The following is a 19001-nucleotide window of genomic DNA, read 5'->3' on the forward strand; positions in this document are numbered from 1 at the left end:
ACAGCTGTAAAACAACCTCTCAACCCGGAGAACAAAGCTCCGTCGACGGACTAAAACGAGCGATAACACCATGAAAATCCCCGGGGTAGGTGAAACGGACGTAGGTTACCGGCCCGACATTGCTCCACGTCCGGCGCTGCACAACCAGGCAGGCGTGCTTTTCGGAAACGCCCAGCAGCCGTGAGATTTCTCTTGATGCAGAAACAGCGGAGATCCTGTGCTCGGCGCTGCTCCACGGAACATGCTGCAACAGCCACGGACCGGGTGCAACGTCACTGAAATCGACAGAAGCCGCATCCGGCACCGCCATCAGATTGACGAGCCGGTGTTCGACACAAAACGCACGGGGACCGGCAAAGTGGATACAGATGATATCCAGCACCTCGGCACCGGATGCAATTTCGAGATGCGCTAGGTCGTCCGCTTTCGCGTTCCGCCGTCTAAAGTGCAGAACATCAAAGCGGTAATCCAGCCCCAGAGATTCAACCTCTGCGCGGATATCGTGGATTTCCAGAACAGCGGACTGCGCCTGAGGCTGGCGGACAAAACTACCGGATTTCTTGCGGCGTTCGATCAGGCCCGCTTTGGCAAGCTGCGTCATGACCTTGTTGACGGTCATACGCGAGCATTCGTAGTGCGCGGCAAGCTCCACCTCGAAAGGAAGCCGGTGGCCGGGGGGCCACTCTCCGGACACGATGCGGCCCTCGATCTCGCCAAGAATACGTTGGTGCAGGGTCGTCTCTTTGGCGGGTGCTTTTGCCATGATCGGAATGCCTTTCTGCAACGCCTCAATCGGATCGAAAGCGCATATCAGCTATCGGCCAGCTCAGCCATGACCTGGTGGAAACGGCGCGAGATCGCCTCACGGCGAATGTGTCGCCCCGATTCAACCTGTTTTCGGCCCCGCACCCAGACGGAGCCAACCCGGATACCGTTGGCAAAAATCCACTGATCCAGAACCTGCGGCGCGGAGACATAAGGCACATCGGACGTATCGAGCGATACGAGGTCCGCACTTTGCCCTTCTTTGATGGAGGCCATAGCCCCCAACGCAACCGCACCGCCCTCGTGTGCGGCCTCGAACAGTTTCTGTCCCGTGGAACGGCCGGAATCGGCAATGACGTTACGAGCGCGACGCGCAAGGCGCTGCGAGTATTCGAGCGTCCGCAACTCCTCCGTAACGGAAATGAGGATATTGGAATCCGAGCCGATGCCAAAGCGGCCACCTTGAGCCAGAAAATCCTGCCCGTTGAATATGCCATCGCCCAGGTTGGCTTCGGTAATCGGGCAAAGTCCGGCGATTGCACCGGCTTTCGCCATACGTCGCGTTTCATCCTCAGTCATGTGGGTCGCGTGAATGAGGCACCAACGGCCATCCACCCGTGTATTGTCCAGAAGCCATTCGACGGGCCGCGAGCCTGAAAAAGCGAGCGAATCCTCGACTTCCTTCACCTGTTCGGCAACATGGATATGAACGGGGCCACCCTTTGCGAGCGGCTCGATCGCCGTCAGTTCCTCACCCGTTACGGCGCGCAGACTATGCGGTGCAATTCCAAGCACGCTCCCCGGCAACGTCTTTATAATCTTTTCCGCGCCCTGCATCAGCTTTTCGTAGCTATCCAGCGAATGGATGAATCGCCTCTGCCCCTCGATCGGCGGCTGGCCGCCGAAACCGGAATGCGCATAAAACACCGGCAACAGGGTGAGCCCTATCCCCGTTTCTGCCGCCGCAGCGCCAATACGTTCGGCCATTTCGGCGACATTGGCGTAGTGCGAACCATCCCTGTCATGGTGCAGATAGTGAAACTCCCCGACCCGCCCGAAGCCCGCTTCCAGCATCTCCATATAGAGTTGTGCGGCGACGGCCTCCATCTGCTCCGGGCGCATGGAAAGCGCAAACTTGTACATGACGGTGCGCCAGCTCCAGAAACTGTCGTCAGATGTACCGCGAATTTCTGCCAGACCGGCCATGGCGCGTTGGAAGGCGTGGCTATGGAGATTGGGCATGGCGGGAACAATGACGGCATGGCGCTCATCCTCATGCCGGGGCGAGCATTCCGTTTCGACGGAAGCGACAACGCCATTTTCAACAATGATGCGAACGTCGCGCGCCCATCCATCCGGCAACAGTGCCGATTCTGCATGAATTGCCGTCACCTGCTCTCTCCCTCTTTGATTCTGCCCGTAGCGGCCCGTGAGCAATTTTTCATGTTGCCAAGCCTTCTATTATGTATATACATTTATGACATAAAAGAAAGGCGAAAACAGATGCCAGGGAACGAAACTTCAAGCGGGACGACATTCCACACGCCCGTGACGCTATGGCGGAATGCCCGGCTCGCAACGCTCGATCCGGCGATGTCCGGCCTCGGAATCGTCGAGAACGGAGCGATTGCCGTTCGTGCCGGGCGCATCGTTTTTGCCGGATCTGAGGCCGCTCTCCCGACAGACCTTCTGGCGGCAGCACAGATCATTGACTGCGAAGAACGCTGGATCACCCCCGCCCTCATCGATTGCCACACCCATCTGGTGTTTGGCGGCAATCGGGCCATGGAATTCGAGATGCGCCTTAACGGCGCAACCTATGAAGAGATTTCCCGCGCAGGCGGCGGCATAGTGTCTTCGGTACGCGACACGCGCGCACTTTCGGAAGAAGCATTGGTGGCGCAGGCTCTGCCGCGTCTCGATACCCTGCTGGCCGAGGGGATTTCGACCATCGAGATCAAGTCCGGTTATGGCCTCGATATCGAAACGGAACTGAAGATGCTGCGTGTGGCGCGAAGGCTGCAAACGCTTCGGCCTGTCCGCATCGTCACCAGCTATCTGGCCGCCCATACAACGCCCCCAGACTATAAGGGTCGTAACGCAGATTATATAAGTGATGTGGTTCTGCCGGGGATGGAGAGAGCCCACACCGAAGGTCTGGTCGATGCCGTCGATGGCTTTTGTGAAGGCATCGCCTTTTCCGTGGAAGACATGCGTCGCGTTTTCGAAAAGGCGAAGCAGCTCGGCCTGCCGGTAAAGCTGCATGCGGAACAGCTCTCCAATCTTGGAGGCGCGGAACTCGCCGCATCCCATAACGCGCTTTCGGCCGATCATCTGGAATATCTGGATGAAGCTGGCGCAAAAGCGCTTGCCACAGCCGGAACGGTTGCCGTGCTGCTGCCCGGCGCCTTTTATGCGTTGCGTGAAAAACAGGCGCCGCCTGTTCAGGCGCTGCGGGACGCCGGAGCCGACATCGCACTTGCGACCGATTGCAATCCCGGCACCTCACCGCTGACGTCCCTGCTGCTGACCATGAACATGGGCGCGACGCTTTTCCGCCTGACGGTGGATGAATGCCTGACAGCAACGACCCGCAATGCCGCCAGGGCGCTTGGCCTTCTTTCGGAAACCGGCACGCTGGAGGCCGGAAAGTCCGCCGATTTCGCCATCTGGAACATCGGTCGACCGGCCGAGCTTGTCTACCGCATCGGCTTCAATCCCCTCCATAGCCGCATTTTCAAGGGAGAGACGGTTTCCCCATGACAACAACACTTCATCCGGGCAGCGTATCGCTTGCCGATCTTGCAACGATCTACTGGAACAACGGGGCTGCCAGACTTGACCGCTCTTTCGATGCCGGCATCGAGAAAGCAGCGCGGCGTATTGCCGAAATCGCCGCGGGCAATGCCCCGGTCTACGGTATCAACACCGGATTTGGCAAACTTGCCTCGATCAAGATCGATGCCGCCGATGTTGCGACGTTGCAGCGCAATCTCATTCTGTCGCATTGCTGTGGTGTCGGCGCACCGCTGCCGGAAAACGTCGTCCGCCTCATCATGGCGCTGAAGCTGATTTCGCTTGGCCGCGGCGCGTCGGGCGTCCGTCTGGAACTCATCCGGCTGATCGAAGGCATGCTGGAAAAAGGCGTAATTCCGCTGATTCCTGAAAAAGGCTCGGTCGGTGCATCGGGCGACCTTGCTCCGCTTGCCCATATGGCTGCGGTGATGATGGGCGAAGGTGAGGCCTTTTATCAGAATGCGCTTTTGCCGGCCGCAGAAGCCCTTGCCAAAGCCGGGCTCCAACCGGTCGTTCTGGCTGCGAAGGAGGGACTTGCCCTCATCAACGGCACACAGACCTCCACGGCGCTGGCCCTTGCCGGACTTTTCCGCGCCCACCGCGCCGCGCAAGCCGCATTGATTACCGGCGCGTTGTCCACCGATGCCGCCATGGGTTCATCCGCACCGTTTCATCCCGACATCCACACGCTCCGTGGCCACAAGGGCCAGATCGATGCCGGAGCCGCACTGCGCCAGCTTCTCGAAGGCTCGGAGATCCGCGTCAGCCATATGGAAGGTGACGAGCGCGTGCAGGATCCCTACTGCATTCGCTGCCAGCCACAGGTGGATGGCGCTTGCCTCGACCTGCTTCGTCAGGTGGCGCGCACGCTGGAAATCGAAGCCAACGCTGTCACTGACAATCCGCTGGTGCTTTCCGACAATTCGGTCGTATCTGGGGGCAACTTCCACGCCGAGCCGGTGGCCTTTGCAGCTGACCAGACTGCCCTTGCGATCTGCGAGATAGGCGCGATTGCGCAGCGGCGTATTGCTCTTCTGGTCGATCCCTCCCTCTCCTATGGCCTGCCTGCATTCCTTTCGAAAAAACCCGGCCTGAATTCCGGCCTGATGATCGCCGAAGTCACATCTGCGGCGCTGATGAGCGAGAACAAGCAGATGTCGCATCCGGCCTCGGTCGATTCGACGCCGACATCTGCCAATCAGGAAGATCACGTTTCCATGGCCTGCCATGGTGCGCGTCGCCTTCTGGCAATGACCGAAAATCTTTTCGCCATTCTCGGCATCGAGGCGCTTTCGGCCGTTCAGGGCGTTGAACTGCGCGGGCCGCTGAAGACCAGCGCCGAACTGCAAAAGGTCATCGTCGTTTTGCGCACGGCGATCCCATCTCTGGAAGACGATCGTTACATGGCGCCGGATCTGAAAGCCGCATCGGAGCTGATTGCAACAGGCGCACTCGTTTCGGCGGTGTCGGCGGATATCCTGCCGAAGCTGGAGGTGTGACGTGGCGATCTTCGAACTCAAGCAAGGCTCCTCGCCCGTCATTCTGGCCTTTCCGCACACCGGTACCGAGGTTCCGGCAGATATACGGGATCGCCTGAACGACAACGGCAAAATCCTCGCCGATACCGACTGGCATATTCACGATCTCTACGCAGGGCTTCTGGAGGACGCCACGACAGTGCGAGCCACGTTCCATCGCTACGTGATTGACGCCAACCGTGATCCGGCGGGGGTGAGCCTCTATCCAGGCCAGAATACCACCAGCCTCGTGCCGGAAACGGATTTCGACGGAAAAGCAATATGGAAAGCAGGAGAAGAGCCGGGCGAAACCGACATCGCCCGCCGACTTGAGACATTTCATGCGCCATACCATGCAGCACTTACCGCTGAAGTCGCGCGTGTAAAAGCCATCCATGGTATTGCGATCCTGTATGATTGCCATTCGATCCGCTCGCATATTCCGTTCCTGTTCGAAGGCAAACTGCCGGATTTCAACATCGGCACGGACATTGGCAGAACCTGCGCCGCGCAGATCGAAAAGATCGCTGTCGATGTGACGGGCGCAGCCGAAGGCTACACCAGCATCCTGAACGGCCGTTTCAAGGGCGGCTGGACGACACGCCACTACGGCAGACCGGAAACCGGCGTTCACGCCATCCAGATGGAGCTGGCGCAATCCACCCATCTCAAAAGTGAAACGCCGCCCTTCGCCTACGACGCCGACAAGGCCACTCACCTTCGCACCCATCTCAAAACCATTCTGACGCGCCTCGAAAAATTCGCGCTCGACATGAAACGACAAGGGGAAAAAACATGACCAATCCGCGCCATAACATCCGCGACGTCCGCGCACCGCAGGGTACAGAACTCAATGCGAAAAGCTGGATGACAGAAGCGCCGCTTCGCATGCTGATGAACAATCTCGACCCTGATGTGGCAGAGAACCCGCATGAACTGGTCGTCTATGGCGGTATCGGCCGCGCCGCCCGCACATGGGACGATTTCGACCGCATCGTTGCAACACTGAAGGATCTCAACGAGGACGAAACGCTCGTCGTTCAGTCCGGCAAGCCGGTCGGCGTATTCCGCACCCACAAGGATGCACCCCGCGTGTTGATTGCCAATTCCAATCTGGTTCCGCACTGGGCGACCTGGGATCATTTCAACGAGCTGGATAGACGAGGTTTGGCCATGTACGGCCAGATGACGGCCGGTTCGTGGATCTACATCGGCACGCAGGGCATCGTTCAGGGTACCTATGAAACCTTCGTCGAGGCTGGTCGGCAGCATTATAACGGCAACCTCAAGGGCAAATGGATCCTGACCGGCGGGTTGGGCGGCATGGGCGGCGCGCAGCCCTTGGCGGCCGTGATGGCGGGTGCCTGCTGCCTTGCCGTCGAAAGCGACGAAACGCGTATCGATTTCCGCCTGCGCACCCGTTATGTGGACGAAAAGGCGAAGACGCTGGATGAAGCGCTGGCGCTTATCGACAAATGGACCAAGGCGGGAGAAGCCAAGTCCGTCGGCTTGCTCGGCAACGCCGCCGAAATCTTTCCGGAACTCGTCAAACGCATGGAGGCTGGGGGCCCACGCCCCGATATCGTGACCGATCAGACCTCCGCCCACGACCCCCTCAACGGGTATCTTCCAATTGGCTGGACCGTTGCCGAACACAAAGCCAAGCGCGAAAGCGACCCGAAAGCTGTCGAAGCTGCTGCCCGCGCCTCCATGAAACAACACGTCGAGGCCATGGTCGCCTTCTGGGATGCCGGAGTGCCGACGCTGGATTACGGTAACAACATCCGGCAGGTCGCCAGAGACGAGGGCTTGGAAAACGCCTTCGCCTTCCCCGGCTTTGTGCCTGCCTATATCCGCCCCCTGTTTTGCCGCGGCATCGGCCCGTTCCGCTGGGCCGCTCTCTCGGGCGATCCGGAAGACATCTACAAGACCGACGCTAAGGTGAAGGAGCTGCTGCCCGACAACAAGCACCTGCACAACTGGCTGGACATGGCCCGCGAGCGCATCGCATTTCAGGGTCTTCCCGCCCGCATCTGCTGGGTCGGCCTCGGCGACCGCCACAAGCTCGGCCTTGCCTTTAACGAGATGGTCAGGAACGGTGAGCTGAAAGCGCCGGTCGTCATCGGTCGCGATCATCTCGATAGCGGCTCGGTTGCCTCGCCGAACCGCGAAACCGAAGCGATGAAAGACGGTTCGGACGCCGTGTCTGACTGGCCGCTGCTCAACGCGCTGCTTAACACCGCGTCGGGCGCAACCTGGGTTTCGCTGCACCATGGCGGCGGGGTCGGCATGGGCTTCAGCCAACATTCCGGCATGGTCATATGCGCCGATGGCACGGAGGATGCGGCGCGCCGTATTGAGCGGGTTCTATGGAACGATCCGGCAACCGGTGTCATGCGCCATGCCGATGCCGGCTACGACATCGCCATCGATTGCGCCAGAGAACAGGGGCTTCGCCTGCCCGGCATATTGGGAAACTGAAAAAGAAGCCCGGCGTTGAAACTTCTGCCGGTTTGCCGCCGTATTGATGTTCGACGGTCGAAACGGCAGGCGTTGCGGGCACATCTTCCGTGTCCGACGGTACGGCTGGGGTTTTGAACACCAGCCGCCACCACACCACCTGTTCACGAGTATTCGGTGTGTCGGTGCACGGTCTTGAAAAGACTTTCGGAGCAATTGGCCGACGATGGGACGGATGGCTTTCCAGAAAATGCCGCATCGGCCGCTTAAACTGGCTTTATTATTTGTTCTGGGAGTCGTCCTTGTTTCTTCGCATGGGGTGAGCGTGACTTCTGAAGCCGGAGAGTATCGGCCGGTGCGCATTGATGTAGGCGGCTACAAGCTCAACAGCCTGCTCATCGAGCCGGGGCCGAACGCCGATCTTCCGCCAATCATCTTTATTCATGGTGCAAGCGCCAGCCTCTACGATCCGGTTTTCTCGTTTCTTGACAAGCTTCGCGGCCGGGCGGAATTGCTGTTCGTCGACAGACCCGGACACGGCAATTCGGACATCGGCCCCAAAGAGAACATTCTGCCTGACGGGCAGGCGGATGCCTTGGCGCAGCTTATGAAAAAGCGAGGCATACCAAAAGCCATTGTGGTTGGTCATTCATTCGGCGGCGCCATCGCAGCCGCACTCGCCGTTCGTCATCCGGACATGGTATCCGGCCTCGTATTTCTGTCACCCGCGGTATACCCATGGGATGGCGGCATCGCCTGGTACTACACCGCAGCAAACGCGCCGTTGACCGGCCCGCTGTTCAGCACGTTCATCGCGCCGCCTGTCGGCCTTCTCGCAATAGATCAGGCGACACGCGGCGTGTTTGCCCCAAATGTCCGCCCGGCCGGTTACGTGGACGCAACGCGCGTGCTGGCAGCCCTGCGGCCGACGGCCTTTCGGCATAACGCTCGGGAGATTGCTTCTTTAAGTGAATGGGCACGCGCAGCTTCACCGGGCTATCGGCGAATCAAGGTGCCAACCGTCATCATTACCGGGGACAGGGACGACATTGTATCGCCAGACGTGCATTCCCGCCATCTGGCAAGAGATATCCGAGGCGCCACCCTCATCATCGTGCAAAATCTCGGTCACAAGTCAGATTACGTTGCAAGTGATCTTGCCATTGCGGCCATTGAGGAGGTTGCAGGCAGGCCAAACAACCTGAAGCAAACGCAAATCACCCTGGAACAACGGATCCAGCACGATGGCAAACGTTGAGAGAATGGTGCGCTGGCACCCTGTGAGCGAGCAATGAGAATATTATACGCAAAAGACTACAAACGCATGCCGTGGAAGAACGGTGGGGGCGAGACGGTGGAGATCGCCGTTTTTCCACCTGACGCCTCCGTCGAAACCTTCGACTGGCGCATAAGCATGGCAACCGTGGCCAGTGACGGACCGTTTTCCAGCTTCCCCGGCATCGACCGCACGTTGTCGATCCTCGAAGGCGACGGCATGGCGCTCGCCATTGAAGACAGGACGCCCGTTCTTCTCACACAGGAAAGTGCGCCTCTACCTTTTCCAGCCGACGTTCGTGTCCATGCGACGCTGCCGAGTGGCCCGATCACCGATCTCAACGTCATGACACGTCGTGCAAAGTGGCGTCACAATGTTACCAAACATATCGGCGCTTTACAGGTCACGGCACCACTAGGTGCCGTGCTTGTTCTTGCGCTTGATCCGCTGTCGGTGTCCGTTGCCGGTACCGATCTTCGTTTATCGGCTCTCGACAGTCTGCTTGCTGAAAGCGTCACGCCATTCAGCGTGACCCCCGATCACGCCGGAGGTGCATTTTTCCTGATCGAACTCGCACAGTTATAAAGCGTCAATCCAGGCCGAGCGGATCGGCAACCCGGGGCCAAAGCTCGAGACTTGCCTTGCGGTAGTCCGTTCTCGACGGATCGGTCGGATAAGATGTCGGCGCGGCGATGTAGACGATCTCCGACGCAACCGGTGCATAACCTGCATGAAAGTGGTTGGTGGATTTCACCAGCAGCACATCTTTCCTGGCAAAGTCGATTCCGAGGTTGGAAAAGATATCCGGCTCATAAGTCTGCGTGCGGCTGGTGATGAGGATGATATCGATCTGCGTGCCTACGGGCCGAACGACTGCGGCACGCCCCAGCGTTACCCTGCTATTGCGGAAACTTTGCCAGCCAGATTCGGCGGTTCGGATGACTTTGACGCGGAAATCGAGAGGCTCTCCACCCTGCGGGCTGGATTTTCCGCCAATGCGCAGGTCGATTTCGGCCCCCTCGCCTGCCGCATGGCAAAACGAGACGGCGATCGGATCCCAGATCGTCGCGACGCCGATATTGCCCATGCCGCGCTCGACCATGCGCCGCAGGATGTGGGTGGCATCGCCAGCAACGCCACCTCCCGGGTTATCCCAGATATCCGATACGACTACGGGCATATCCGGATGCTTGCTGCGAATTTCGAGAACCTTGTCCAGCCCGGCCTCGGTTTCAAGCATCGGCATGGCCGTCTGCCGGCGCATGGCATAAAGCTCATGGCCCAACTCTTTGGCCAGCGCATCACCCTTGGCCTTATCGCCATCGGTAACGACGACGATCCGGCTCCCCATGTCGGGAACATCGCCCGCCATAAAACCGTGAATTACGGAAATGGACAGGATACCGTCCTTACCTTCCATCGCTTTCAGCCGATCGACGTAAGACCGCATCGGCTCCCGGCTGGTGGGGTAGATGGTTATCATGCGGCAATCGAAGGTCGAGATCACGGGCTTTATCTCGCCACGCAGCGCTCGCAGCGCCAGTTCCACCACATGTTCGCCGCGCTCTTCGAAGTCCGTATGCGGAAATTCGAGGAATGTCGCCATGATATCAAGGTTTTCGACACGTTGCGCGGTCAGATGGCTATGCGGATCGAACTCGGAAGCAATCAGCACGGCAGGACCGACAATGGCGCGGACCCGTGCCAGAAAATCGCCTTCCGGATCATCATATCCCTGTGCGACCATTGCGCCATGCAGACCAAGAACCACCGCATCGACAGGAAGGGCTGCCTGAAGTTCGGCAAGGATCGTGTCACGCAAAGTTTCATAAGTCTTCCGCTGGATCAAACCGGCAGGCTCAGCCCAGCAGGATGTTCCCTCAATGACCGTAAATCCTTCCGCCTTGCCCCGGCGACGAAGGATAGGAACGGGGGAAGAGCACAGGGTCGGCGTGTCGGGGTGTTCGCCCGGTCCCGCATAAAACGCGGCCTTGAAGGCGTCCATATCTGTCGGAACCGGAGAAAACGTGTTGGTTTCGGTTGCGAGCGATGCCGTGAAAATGCGCATGATTGCCGTTCTCGATGTGTGTTCGTCGATGGCGCTATATTCTTTTCGCCAAATTAATTAGCCGGGTAACTTCACCAGACGGCGCCGCGTGCCGCGACGTCTTCTACGCGCGTCACGATGCCGTTTCGATGAAAAACCATGCGGTCGAAAAGATTGCTGACGACACATGTATGATTCGGAACGACCTTCACGATATCGCCGATCTCGGGTCGCACATCGCAGCCAGACAGGTCCACCACCGCATGTTCTTCCGAGAGTGATACGATTCGTGCGCCGTCAAAGCCAACGATCTGGCCATAATCGCTGAACCCGAGAAGGTCTGATGTCAGCGCCTTGGAACCCGAATCCAGAATGGCGCGATCCGGTGTCGGCCTCGAAACCACAGTGGCCAGAACATGCATGGCGAGATCGACCTCGGTGCAGTGACCGGCCCGCACCATACTGCGATCATTATAGACATAGGTGCCTGCCCGGTGTTCGGTGGCGGACGGCACGAGATGCGCTGAGAAGAAATCCGGTGAACCGCCGCTGGAGCGAACCGGGCATTCAATGCCTTTCTCCGCCAGCAACGCCAAGGTCCGGACAATGAAGTCCTCGACCTTGTCAGCCCCACCCGGTGCCGGATATGTGAGGATACCCCTGAACCCCAGCCCCGGTGCTGCCGCGATCTTTTCAGCAAGTGCAACAGCCGCCTCCGGCGTCTGGACGCCGCAGCGCTTGCCACCCGTATCGCATTCCACCAGCACCGAAAGCGGTCTGGTCGCATCGAATGTCGCGGCAAGCCCGGCCACCGTCACGGAACTGTCGGCGACGACACAAAGTTTGCCGATCCGGACGTTCAAAGCCTTCAACCGCGAAAGCTTCGCAGCCCCAAGTATGTTATACGTAATAAGTATATCGTCGAAACCGGCTTCGGCGAAAACCTCCGCTTCGGTTACCTTCTGGCAGTTGATACCGATGGCACCGGCATCCATCTGCTGGCGTGCGACAGCCGGGATCTTGTGGGTCTTGATATGCGGCCGGAAAAGCTTGCCATGCGTATCGAGATAAGCCTGCGCTCGGAGGATATTGGCGGCAAGCCTGTCTTCGTCGATGACCGGCATCGGCGTTGCGATATGTTCGAGCGGTATGCCTTCAGCGGGCCAGGGATATGTCATGATGAAACTTTCCGGACTAGGATAAGGCGTTCAGGCGAGCGGCTTGTAGGCAATCACGTCCATTTCGACCTTTGCATCGACCATCAGCGGTGATTGTACGGTCGAACGCGCTGGCGGATGGTCGATGAAATGCCTCTGGAAAACGGCGTTGAAACTCGAAAAGTCCCTTGCGTCGTCAAGCCACACATTCACCTTCACCACATCGGCAAGCGTGCAGTCCGCAAGCGCAAGAACGTCCTTGATATTCGCCACGACCTGCTCCGTCTGGGCAACGATGCCACCCGTCACCACCTCACCGTCAACTGTCGGAACCTGTCCGGAAACATACACAAAATCTCCGGCGCGGACCGCTTTTGCGAAGGGTCGGCGCTGGCCTCCCGCCTGATTGTCTGCCGACTCGAAACGGATCAATGTGTGTTTGGCCATGCGTCCTCGCAAAATATTTTCATGAAAATACAATCAACGCCGGATCAATACCGTATTTTGGCAATAAACGCCATATTTATGTAAATTATTTAGCAAAAGACCGTAATCCCCATCTTCGACGGGCTTAGAGAGCTGAAACGGATCCTCGCCGCCCAGATACGCGACCAGTCAAAGGATACCAGGACGGAGGACATAACTTCGACAGAGCGAAGAGCGACGTTTTTTCAAAGGCAGAAGGACGACAGCGCCGCATATTCATAGCCGCGCGCTACAGACGGGCGGGCCCGCAAGACGTTAGCCGCGGCTAACCGCTTCGCGAAATCTACTGTGACGGACGCGGCTGGCAAGCCAGTGGCGTCGTCACGCAGGAACTCAGAGTAATCGGATTTCCCGCAACTCGCCCTTTTCCGTGCCTCCATTAACCCGAGCAGAAATTGTCCGCGCAATCTGCTGCGCCTGCACGCGGATATCCGGCACAGCGGTAATCTCCCAGAACCGTCCGGCCGTCAGTGCACCAGCCGCGAAAAGACCGCTCCATGGCCGACCGCCCGGCGCGACAAGACGGGAATTGTCATCCACTTCAACGCCGAGGCCAAGCGGATCGAGGGTGATCACACTGTCTTTTTTCATCGTCTGCAAAAGTGGCGAATGCCCAATCCCGGCGCGCTCCATGCCCGTACAGTTCACTACCCAATCCACCTCCAGTTCGATCAGGTCCTGCGTATGCCTGCGACGATATTCTACTGCAATGCCATCCTCCGTCGGCTCGAGGGCGCGGAGGTAGCCGGCGTGGATTTTCACGGTCCCTTCATCGCGAAGTTCCGCGAACACCTTGTGCACCTCGGGTGCGATACGATGCCGGTGAATATTCCACCATGCTAGTGCGTGTCGCAAAAAGCGTCCGCGTTGTTCGACGCTCAATCTTTGCCAGAGTGTTTGCGTCTGCGGACGCAGTCCGTCCATGACGCTTCGCCACTGCGTCCCATCCCTCACCTGCCGCCGAAGAGCGGACAGTAAAGCGCTGATCTCGGTCACGTTCTCCGGCAAGTACGGCGGGACAGGTGGCAATGGCGGATTAAGATGAGGATGAGGTGCAAGACCGCGCCTGGAGAGAACATGGATCGGTCCCCGATGCCCCTTTCCACGCAACGTCATGACCTGATCGATCATCGTCAAACCCGATCCAAGGATACAGATGCGATCGGCCGATTTCACGCGAGACAACCAACCCGGCGCCCAGCAATGGTTGACGACATTCGGCAACGACACGCGATCGGGTTCCACCGGCAGGCTTGCAGAACCAAGCCCGAGACACATGACGACATTTCGAGCCTCCATTCTCTCGCCGTTGTCGAGCTGGAAAGAAAACGCATCGTCAGCCGCCGGCCGACATGATGAAGCCTTAGCGCGAATGAAATCCACCCTCACCCGTTGGTCGCGGCTTCTCAAGAGCGACGCCAACCTGTCCCTAAGATAAAGTCCGTAATCTCCGCGCGACGCGAACAGCAGCGGATCGTTAGCGATATCCTTTTCACGAAGCCACTCCAGAAAGTCGTCCGGCCGGTCCGGAAACAGGCTCATCCTTCCTGCGGGCACGTTGAGGCGATGAAACGGTAACTCGGTGCGATAAGCCGTGCCGCGTCCGAAATCGGCATCGTCTCCGACGATGGCAATCGATGCGTCTGAAGGCAAGGATGACAATAGCTGGATGGTGACGGATATGGCTGAAAATCCGGTTCCGACTATGGCGACATCATAAGACATCCGCGCCTCCTTCTATTGCAGTCCTTCTTGAACGCCTCTTCTCTAAGGCGTCCATACTCCACTCAGCGAGTAGAGATTAAAATATTCTCAGAGTCTAGCCCGTGGATTTCATCACGACTTCCCATAGGCGTTCAGAATGAAATCGCGATGCGGTTAGCCGCGGCTAACTGTTCATGTTGCTCAATCCAGCAGACGGGAATCCCCGGATTCAAGCCGGAACAGCGCAACCTGTTAGCCGCGGCTAACCCGAAAAAGCAAAAATGAAAAAATTGATTCTCCGCCAATGCCTTAGAAGGAGTTTTGGACACCTTGAAAAAGCCTATTGCGCCCAAAAGAGAATCGGCGCTTATATCTCAGTTGCGGAAAAAAACGTCTTTTTCGGAAAAAACCGCAACTGCACCATCGAGCGAAAGAAGAGCTATGACACAGAGCGCCGACTCAACCCTTGCTGAAAAGGCATCCGATCTGACGGGCCTTATACAACAGCATTCGGCTGCGTTGTCAGCCCAACTGCAGGCGCACAATGCAAATACCTTTTCGCCCCATACCGAAAAGAGCATGCGGCACTTCTCTCCGGCTGAAACGGCAAAGCTGATTGGCATCGGTGAGGCATATCTGCGTCAGATCGCAGCTGAGCTTCCCGATCTCGACGCTGCGCAGGCAACCGGTCGCCGGTCCTATTCGGTGGAAGACATTCATAACATCAGAAAGTTTCTCGACCAGGGCGCTCGCGGAACTCGTCGTTACCTGCCCCATCGCCGCGAAGGTGAAGAGCTGCAGGTCATTGCCGTCATGAACTTCAAAGGCGGCTCTGGCAAAACCACGACGTCGGCTCACCTTTCCCAATATCTGGCGCTGCGCGGTTATCGCGTCCTTGCCATCGATCTCGATCCGCAGGCCAGTCTTTCGGCCCTCTTCGGTCACCAGCCGGAAATCGACGTCGGACCGAACGAGACGCTCTATGGCGCGATCCGTTACGACGAAGAACGCCGCCCGATCGCCGAGATTGTTCGTGGCACCTATATTCCCGATCTCCATATCGTTCCGGGCAACCTGGAACTGATGGAGTTCGAACATGACACACCCCGCGCGCTGATGCGTCGTGCCCCGGGCGATACGCTTTTCTTCGCTCGTATCGGTCAGGCGATTGCCCAGGCGCAGAATTTCTACGATGTCGTCGTCATCGATTGTCCGCCACAGCTGGGCTATCTGACGCTTTCCGCACTCACCGCGGCAACATCAGTTCTCGTCACCGTTCATCCGCAGATGCTGGATGTGATGTCGATGAACCAGTTCCTTGCCATGACCGGCGATCTTCTGGCTGAAATCGGCCGTGCGGGCGCCCGGTCGGATTATAACTGGATGCGCTATCTGGTGACCCGTTTCGAACCGAGCGACGGACCACAGAACCAGATGGTCGCTTTCCTCCGTTCGATCTTCGGCGAGAACGTTCTCAATCATCCGATGCTGAAAAGTACTGCGGTTTCGGATGCCGGTCTGACGAACCAGACATTGTTCGAAGTCGAGCGTACGCAGTTTACCAGAGCGACATATGACCGGGCGCTGGACGCCATGAACAGCGTCAATGCCGAAATCGAAGGACTTATCAAGAAAGCGTGGGGTAGAGCAGCATGAGCAGAAAACAGATCTTCGCAAATCTTGGTTCTCCGAATGCCGAAAACAATGAGCCGGCACAGGAACGTGCTCGCCCGCGTATCAGACCCATCCTCGGTTCACCGGAGCTCGTCAACGACGTTCTCGGTTCGCCGGTTGGCATGATCGGTCAGTCGCTGAACGAGGTTTCAGAGCGCGGCAAACGTGCCGAAGAAATCGAAAAACGTCTGGCCGAAGGTCTGACCATCGTTTCGCTTGATCCGGCAGATATCGATCCTTCGTTCATCCCGGACAGAATGCCGTCGTCTGCGGAAGACGATGCCGGTCTGGTCGAGGCCATTCGTGAGCAGGGACAGCAGGTTCCTATTCTCGTGCGTCCTCACCCGGAATATCCCGGCCGTTATCAGGTCGCCTTCGGTCACCGCCGTCTGCGCGCCATCTCCGCCATCGGTATTCCAGTAAAAGCAGTCGTTCGTGACCTTACCGATGAGCAGCTGGTCGTCGCACAAGGCCAGGAGAACAACGAGCGTCGGGACCTCACCTACATCGAAAAGGCGCGTTTTGCTCAGAAGCTCCAGATCCGGTTCCCCCGCGACACGATCATGGCGGCAATGTCGCTGTATAAGAGTGATCTTTCCAACATGCTGTCGGTTGTTGGCCGTATTCCCGAGGATCTCGTTGATCTTATCGGCCCCGCACCAACAGTCGGCCGCCGTAACTGGATGGATCTCGCAGAGCAACTCTCCTCCTCGCAGGTAAAGGAAGCAGCGCGGGCCTATGTTCAGGACCCAAGCGTTGCCGCCCTGCCATCCGAAGAACGTTTCAAGTCGCTCCTCGACTTCCTCAAGCCGAAGGCACAGGCAAAAAAAGCTGGCGTATGGTCTTCGGAAAGCGGTGGGCGACTGGCGAAGATCGTAGAGAGCGACCGCAAGGTGGAAATCTCGATCGACCGGAAGGAAGCGCCAGAATTTGCCGACTTCGTTCTGGAGCACCTTCAGACACTGTTTGCTGAACACCAGTCCAAACGGTAATTTATTCGGGCATTGGCTTGAAAAGCGGGACGCGGTTTTCAGGCAATCCGATGCTCAAACAGACAAACGGAGCGACGAAGCCTCTTTATTTGGTGAGCCGCTCTAATCTCAACGACCAACAGGAGAAATAGCCCAAAAGAAAAAAGCCCCCGAACGTTGCCGCGCGGAAGCCTTTCTTTGATTTAAGCACCCGAAGAATCTCATTTCCGCGAATCATAGTCAAGAGTCTTGGCATCGAAATTTTTCGGTGAGCGATTTTCTTTTGCCTTTTGAAAGGTGAAAGACATGGACAGCACATGCGTAACGACGCCTTTTGGGCGGCGAACAATGTCGTTTGGCATTCTCGCTACCCAATTCGCGGCGCAGAAGATCAAATCGGTTGCAGCCGTCGACAAGTGGAAACTCTATCGCTCGGTTTGCGAAGCACGCCCATTGCTGGGTGTGACTGATCGTTCTCTGGCCGTTCTGAACGCTCTTTTGAGCTTCTATCCAAAAACCGAATTGTCTGGCGAAACCGATCTCGTGGTTTTTCCGTCCAATTTGCAATTGTCTCTGCGTGCACATGGCATGGCGGAGCAGACATTGCGCCGGCATCTTTCCGCCCTCGTCGAAGCGGGCCTGATCATCCGAAAGGACAGTCCGAACGGAAAACGTTATGCCCGCAAGACAAAAGGGGGAGATATCAGTGAGGCCTATGGATTCTCGCTGGCGCCGCTTCTTGCCCGTAAAGCGGAAATCGAAGAAATGGCCGAGCGGATCATTGCCGAGCGTCTCGATGTTCAGCGTCTGCGTGAAAAGATCAGTCTGTGCCGTCGCGACATCCAAAAATTCTGCGAGATGCTCGCCATCGATGGTCAGCCGGATGTCGCTGCCGAATTTCAGACCCGTTACAGCGCGGCGGCAAACTCGCTCGGTCGTAATCCAAAAACCATTCAGCTTGAGAAAATCGCGGGGATTTTGGGCTCTCTGCGTGCAGAAATAGCCAACTATCTGGAAAATATTGCAAAATCCGAAAAAACGAGCGGCAATGACCGCCAGAATGAGCGCCACATAAAGAATTCAGAATCCGAATCCATATCTGAAGCATGCGTTTCCACGCCAACCGCTGCCATTGCACCTGTCGATCCCAAAGCCAACCGTTCACCGGTTACTGTTGCAAACAGTGCAAAACCCGACCACCAGCCTCCCAAGCCCGTTCTTCAAAAGCAATTTTTTGTTCCTGATATTGTTTTGGTTTTGAAAGCTTGCCCGGACATTGCGCTTTATGCCCCAGCGGCAACGGTAACAGGATGGCGGGATCTCGAGGTGGCAACCTCGGTCGTCAGAACCATGTTCAATATCAGCCAGTCGGCTTATCAGGATGCTGTCGCCGTCTTCGGCAGACAGGCTACGGCGGCTGTGCTGGCGTGTCTGTTGCAAAAGGCGGAGCAGATCAGCTCTCTGGGTGGATATCTCCGTAATCTGACACAGAAGGCGCGTGAGGGCGGTTTCGACCTGAATGCGATGCTGACAGCGCAACTGCGTGCCAGAAGCGAAGGAGCGGGCAGGGCCGTGCGGCAATGACACGGAAAATGGCCAGCCCAGGCCGGTCAGTTGCGAAAACCGGCTTATGGCGCTAAGCTCGCGTCATTCCTGAGCTTTAAAGATTCGTTTCCAGACGGGTTGATTGTGGTCATGATCCACAGTCAAAAGGGTTCCTATGGTTAATCGTCAGTAATGAAAGTTAAGTGCGACTTAGGTTTCTTTACGGATTTTCCATATTTCGTTTCAATGGCTTGGATTCGCGGTTTTGGAATCCTCCAGCTGCGCCTGAACGGTCTGCCAAACGGGGAAAGGCGGGGAAGAACATTTTAGTATCCGTCGTGGGCGGGCTGATGAAACCCTGGAACACCATTGCGCGTTTCCACCGCGTGGCATCAACGGAAGACGAACTCATGACCTTTCCTGACGAGATGGAGCTGGCGGTTGCTCTCTACATGGCGGAGACGGCGTCGCCTCGCCCAAAGGCTCTGGAAACGCTTCTGAGAGGCTGGCTGGAGGAGAAGGGATATCTGACCGGCAACGGCGAGGAGGGTGGCGTGTCCCTGACCGACATTCCCCGCGCCAGTGCGATCTGAAGCCCTGTTC

Annotated in this window: 16 protein-coding genes; 10 read left to right on the top strand and 6 right to left on the bottom strand. The window is 57.6% G+C overall.

What is annotated here, in order from left to right:
* Positions 1 to 19 precede the first annotated feature (19 nt).
* Together hutC and N7578_RS03385 are read right to left on the bottom strand one after the other, a co-directional pair.
* The gene (gene hutC, locus N7578_RS03380) at positions 20 to 763 is read right to left on the bottom strand and encodes a histidine utilization repressor (protein WP_311108892.1); all 744 of its coding nucleotides are present in this window, start codon (positions 761 to 763) and stop codon (positions 20 to 22) included.
* A gap of 47 nt (positions 764 to 810) precedes the next feature.
* On the bottom strand, positions 811 to 2157 hold the full coding sequence (locus N7578_RS03385; protein WP_311108893.1) for a formimidoylglutamate deiminase: 1347 nt from the start codon (positions 2155 to 2157) through the stop codon (positions 811 to 813).
* 111 nt (positions 2158 to 2268) lie between these two features.
* Between N7578_RS03385 and hutI the strand changes: the two genes are divergently transcribed.
* From hutI to N7578_RS03415, 6 genes are all read left to right on the top strand, one after another.
* Positions 2269 to 3528 carry an imidazolonepropionase gene (gene hutI, locus N7578_RS03390; RefSeq protein WP_311108894.1) on the top strand — a complete coding sequence of 420 codons (1260 nt, stop codon included), beginning with the start codon at positions 2269 to 2271 and terminating at the stop codon, positions 3526 to 3528.
* Positions 3525 to 5060, top strand: a complete 1536-nt coding sequence (hutH, locus tag N7578_RS03395; RefSeq protein ID WP_311108895.1) for a histidine ammonia-lyase — start codon at positions 3525 to 3527, stop codon at positions 5058 to 5060. Before hutI ends, hutH begins: the two co-directional genes overlap by 4 nt.
* A 1-nt stretch (position 5061) precedes the next feature.
* The gene (hutG, locus tag N7578_RS03400) at positions 5062 to 5877 is read left to right on the top strand and encodes an N-formylglutamate deformylase (protein WP_311108896.1); all 816 of its coding nucleotides are present in this window, start codon (positions 5062 to 5064) and stop codon (positions 5875 to 5877) included.
* Positions 5874 to 7559, top strand: a complete 1686-nt coding sequence (hutU, locus tag N7578_RS03405) for a urocanate hydratase (RefSeq protein WP_311108897.1) — start codon at positions 5874 to 5876, stop codon at positions 7557 to 7559. The genes hutG and hutU overlap by 4 nt, the downstream gene beginning before the upstream one ends.
* 214 nt (positions 7560 to 7773) lie before the next feature.
* Positions 7774 to 8796 (top strand): alpha/beta fold hydrolase, encoded by a 1023-nt coding sequence (locus N7578_RS03410; RefSeq protein WP_422646664.1) that lies wholly within the window; start codon positions 7774 to 7776, stop codon positions 8794 to 8796.
* 33 nt (positions 8797 to 8829) lie between these two features.
* Positions 8830 to 9399, top strand: coding sequence for a HutD family protein (locus tag N7578_RS03415; protein ID WP_311108899.1), 570 nt, complete (start codon positions 8830 to 8832; stop codon positions 9397 to 9399).
* Between the two features lie 4 nt (positions 9400 to 9403).
* On the opposite strand, the gene N7578_RS03420 is transcribed toward N7578_RS03415, so the two are convergent.
* From N7578_RS03420 to N7578_RS03435, 4 genes are all read right to left on the bottom strand, one after another.
* Positions 9404 to 10882 carry a M81 family metallopeptidase gene (locus tag N7578_RS03420; protein WP_311108900.1) on the bottom strand — a complete coding sequence of 493 codons (1479 nt, stop codon included), beginning with the start codon at positions 10880 to 10882 and terminating at the stop codon, positions 9404 to 9406.
* A gap of 71 nt (positions 10883 to 10953) precedes the next feature.
* Entirely contained in the window at positions 10954 to 12039 is a 1086-nt protein-coding gene (locus N7578_RS03425) for a D-TA family PLP-dependent enzyme (RefSeq protein WP_311108901.1), read from the bottom strand.
* Between the two features lie 30 nt (positions 12040 to 12069).
* The gene (locus N7578_RS03430) at positions 12070 to 12465 is read right to left on the bottom strand and encodes a RidA family protein (protein WP_311108902.1); all 396 of its coding nucleotides are present in this window, start codon (positions 12463 to 12465) and stop codon (positions 12070 to 12072) included.
* A 372-nt stretch (positions 12466 to 12837) separates the two neighbouring features.
* A complete protein-coding gene (locus N7578_RS03435) occupies positions 12838 to 14229 on the bottom strand; it encodes an FAD/NAD(P)-binding protein (RefSeq protein ID WP_311108903.1) in 1392 nt (463 codons plus the stop codon).
* Between the two features lie 420 nt (positions 14230 to 14649).
* Here N7578_RS03435 and repA point away from each other — a divergent pair, with 420 nt between their 5' ends.
* The 4 genes from repA to N7578_RS03455 all read left to right on the top strand — a co-directional run bounded on the left by repA (position 14650) and on the right by N7578_RS03455 (position 18991).
* Entirely contained in the window at positions 14650 to 15864 is a 1215-nt protein-coding gene (gene repA / locus N7578_RS03440) for a plasmid partitioning protein RepA (RefSeq protein WP_311108904.1), read from the top strand.
* Complete coding sequence (gene repB / locus N7578_RS03445; RefSeq protein ID WP_311108905.1) at positions 15861 to 16874, top strand: plasmid partitioning protein RepB; 1014 nt, start codon at positions 15861 to 15863, stop codon at positions 16872 to 16874. Before repA ends, repB begins: the two co-directional genes overlap by 4 nt.
* 285 nt (positions 16875 to 17159) lie before the next feature.
* On the top strand, positions 17160 to 18437 hold the full coding sequence (gene repC, locus N7578_RS03450) for a plasmid replication protein RepC (protein WP_311110043.1): 1278 nt from the start codon (positions 17160 to 17162) through the stop codon (positions 18435 to 18437).
* Positions 18438 to 18748: 311 nt separating this feature from the next.
* Positions 18749 to 18991 carry a hypothetical protein gene (locus N7578_RS03455; protein WP_311108906.1) on the top strand — a complete coding sequence of 81 codons (243 nt, stop codon included), beginning with the start codon at positions 18749 to 18751 and terminating at the stop codon, positions 18989 to 18991.
* Positions 18992 to 19001: the final 10 nt, after the last annotated feature.

The organism is Agrobacterium tumefaciens (assembly GCF_031801495.1).
GTDB lineage: Bacteria > Pseudomonadota > Alphaproteobacteria > Rhizobiales > Rhizobiaceae > Agrobacterium > Agrobacterium tumefaciens_K.

What these genes read in the sequence shown, in the direction of transcription:
- hutC (WP_311108892.1), bottom strand. Translation starts at nt 763, where the DNA reads ATGGCAAAAGCACCCGCCAAAGAGACGACCCTGCACCAACGTATTCTT.
- hutI (WP_311108894.1), top strand. Translation starts at nt 2,269, where the DNA reads ATGCCAGGGAACGAAACTTCAAGCGGGACGACATTCCACACGCCCGTG.
- hutH (WP_311108895.1), top strand. Translation starts at nt 3,525, where the DNA reads ATGACAACAACACTTCATCCGGGCAGCGTATCGCTTGCCGATCTTGCA.
- hutU (WP_311108897.1), top strand. Translation starts at nt 5,874, where the DNA reads ATGACCAATCCGCGCCATAACATCCGCGACGTCCGCGCACCGCAGGGT.
- N7578_RS03410 (WP_422646664.1), top strand. Translation starts at nt 7,774, where the DNA reads ATGGCTTTCCAGAAAATGCCGCATCGGCCGCTTAAACTGGCTTTATTA.
- N7578_RS03415 (WP_311108899.1), top strand. Translation starts at nt 8,830, where the DNA reads ATGAGAATATTATACGCAAAAGACTACAAACGCATGCCGTGGAAGAAC.
- N7578_RS03420 (WP_311108900.1), bottom strand. Translation starts at nt 10,882, where the DNA reads ATGCGCATTTTCACGGCATCGCTCGCAACCGAAACCAACACGTTTTCT.
- N7578_RS03425 (WP_311108901.1), bottom strand. Translation starts at nt 12,039, where the DNA reads ATGACATATCCCTGGCCCGCTGAAGGCATACCGCTCGAACATATCGCA.
- N7578_RS03430 (WP_311108902.1), bottom strand. Translation starts at nt 12,465, where the DNA reads ATGGCCAAACACACATTGATCCGTTTCGAGTCGGCAGACAATCAGGCG.
- N7578_RS03435 (WP_311108903.1), bottom strand. Translation starts at nt 14,229, where the DNA reads ATGTCTTATGATGTCGCCATAGTCGGAACCGGATTTTCAGCCATATCC.
- repA (WP_311108904.1), top strand. Translation starts at nt 14,650, where the DNA reads ATGACACAGAGCGCCGACTCAACCCTTGCTGAAAAGGCATCCGATCTG.
- repB (WP_311108905.1), top strand. Translation starts at nt 15,861, where the DNA reads ATGAGCAGAAAACAGATCTTCGCAAATCTTGGTTCTCCGAATGCCGAA.
- repC (WP_311110043.1), top strand. Translation starts at nt 17,160, where the DNA reads ATGGACAGCACATGCGTAACGACGCCTTTTGGGCGGCGAACAATGTCG.
- N7578_RS03455 (WP_311108906.1), top strand. Translation starts at nt 18,749, where the DNA reads ATGAAACCCTGGAACACCATTGCGCGTTTCCACCGCGTGGCATCAACG.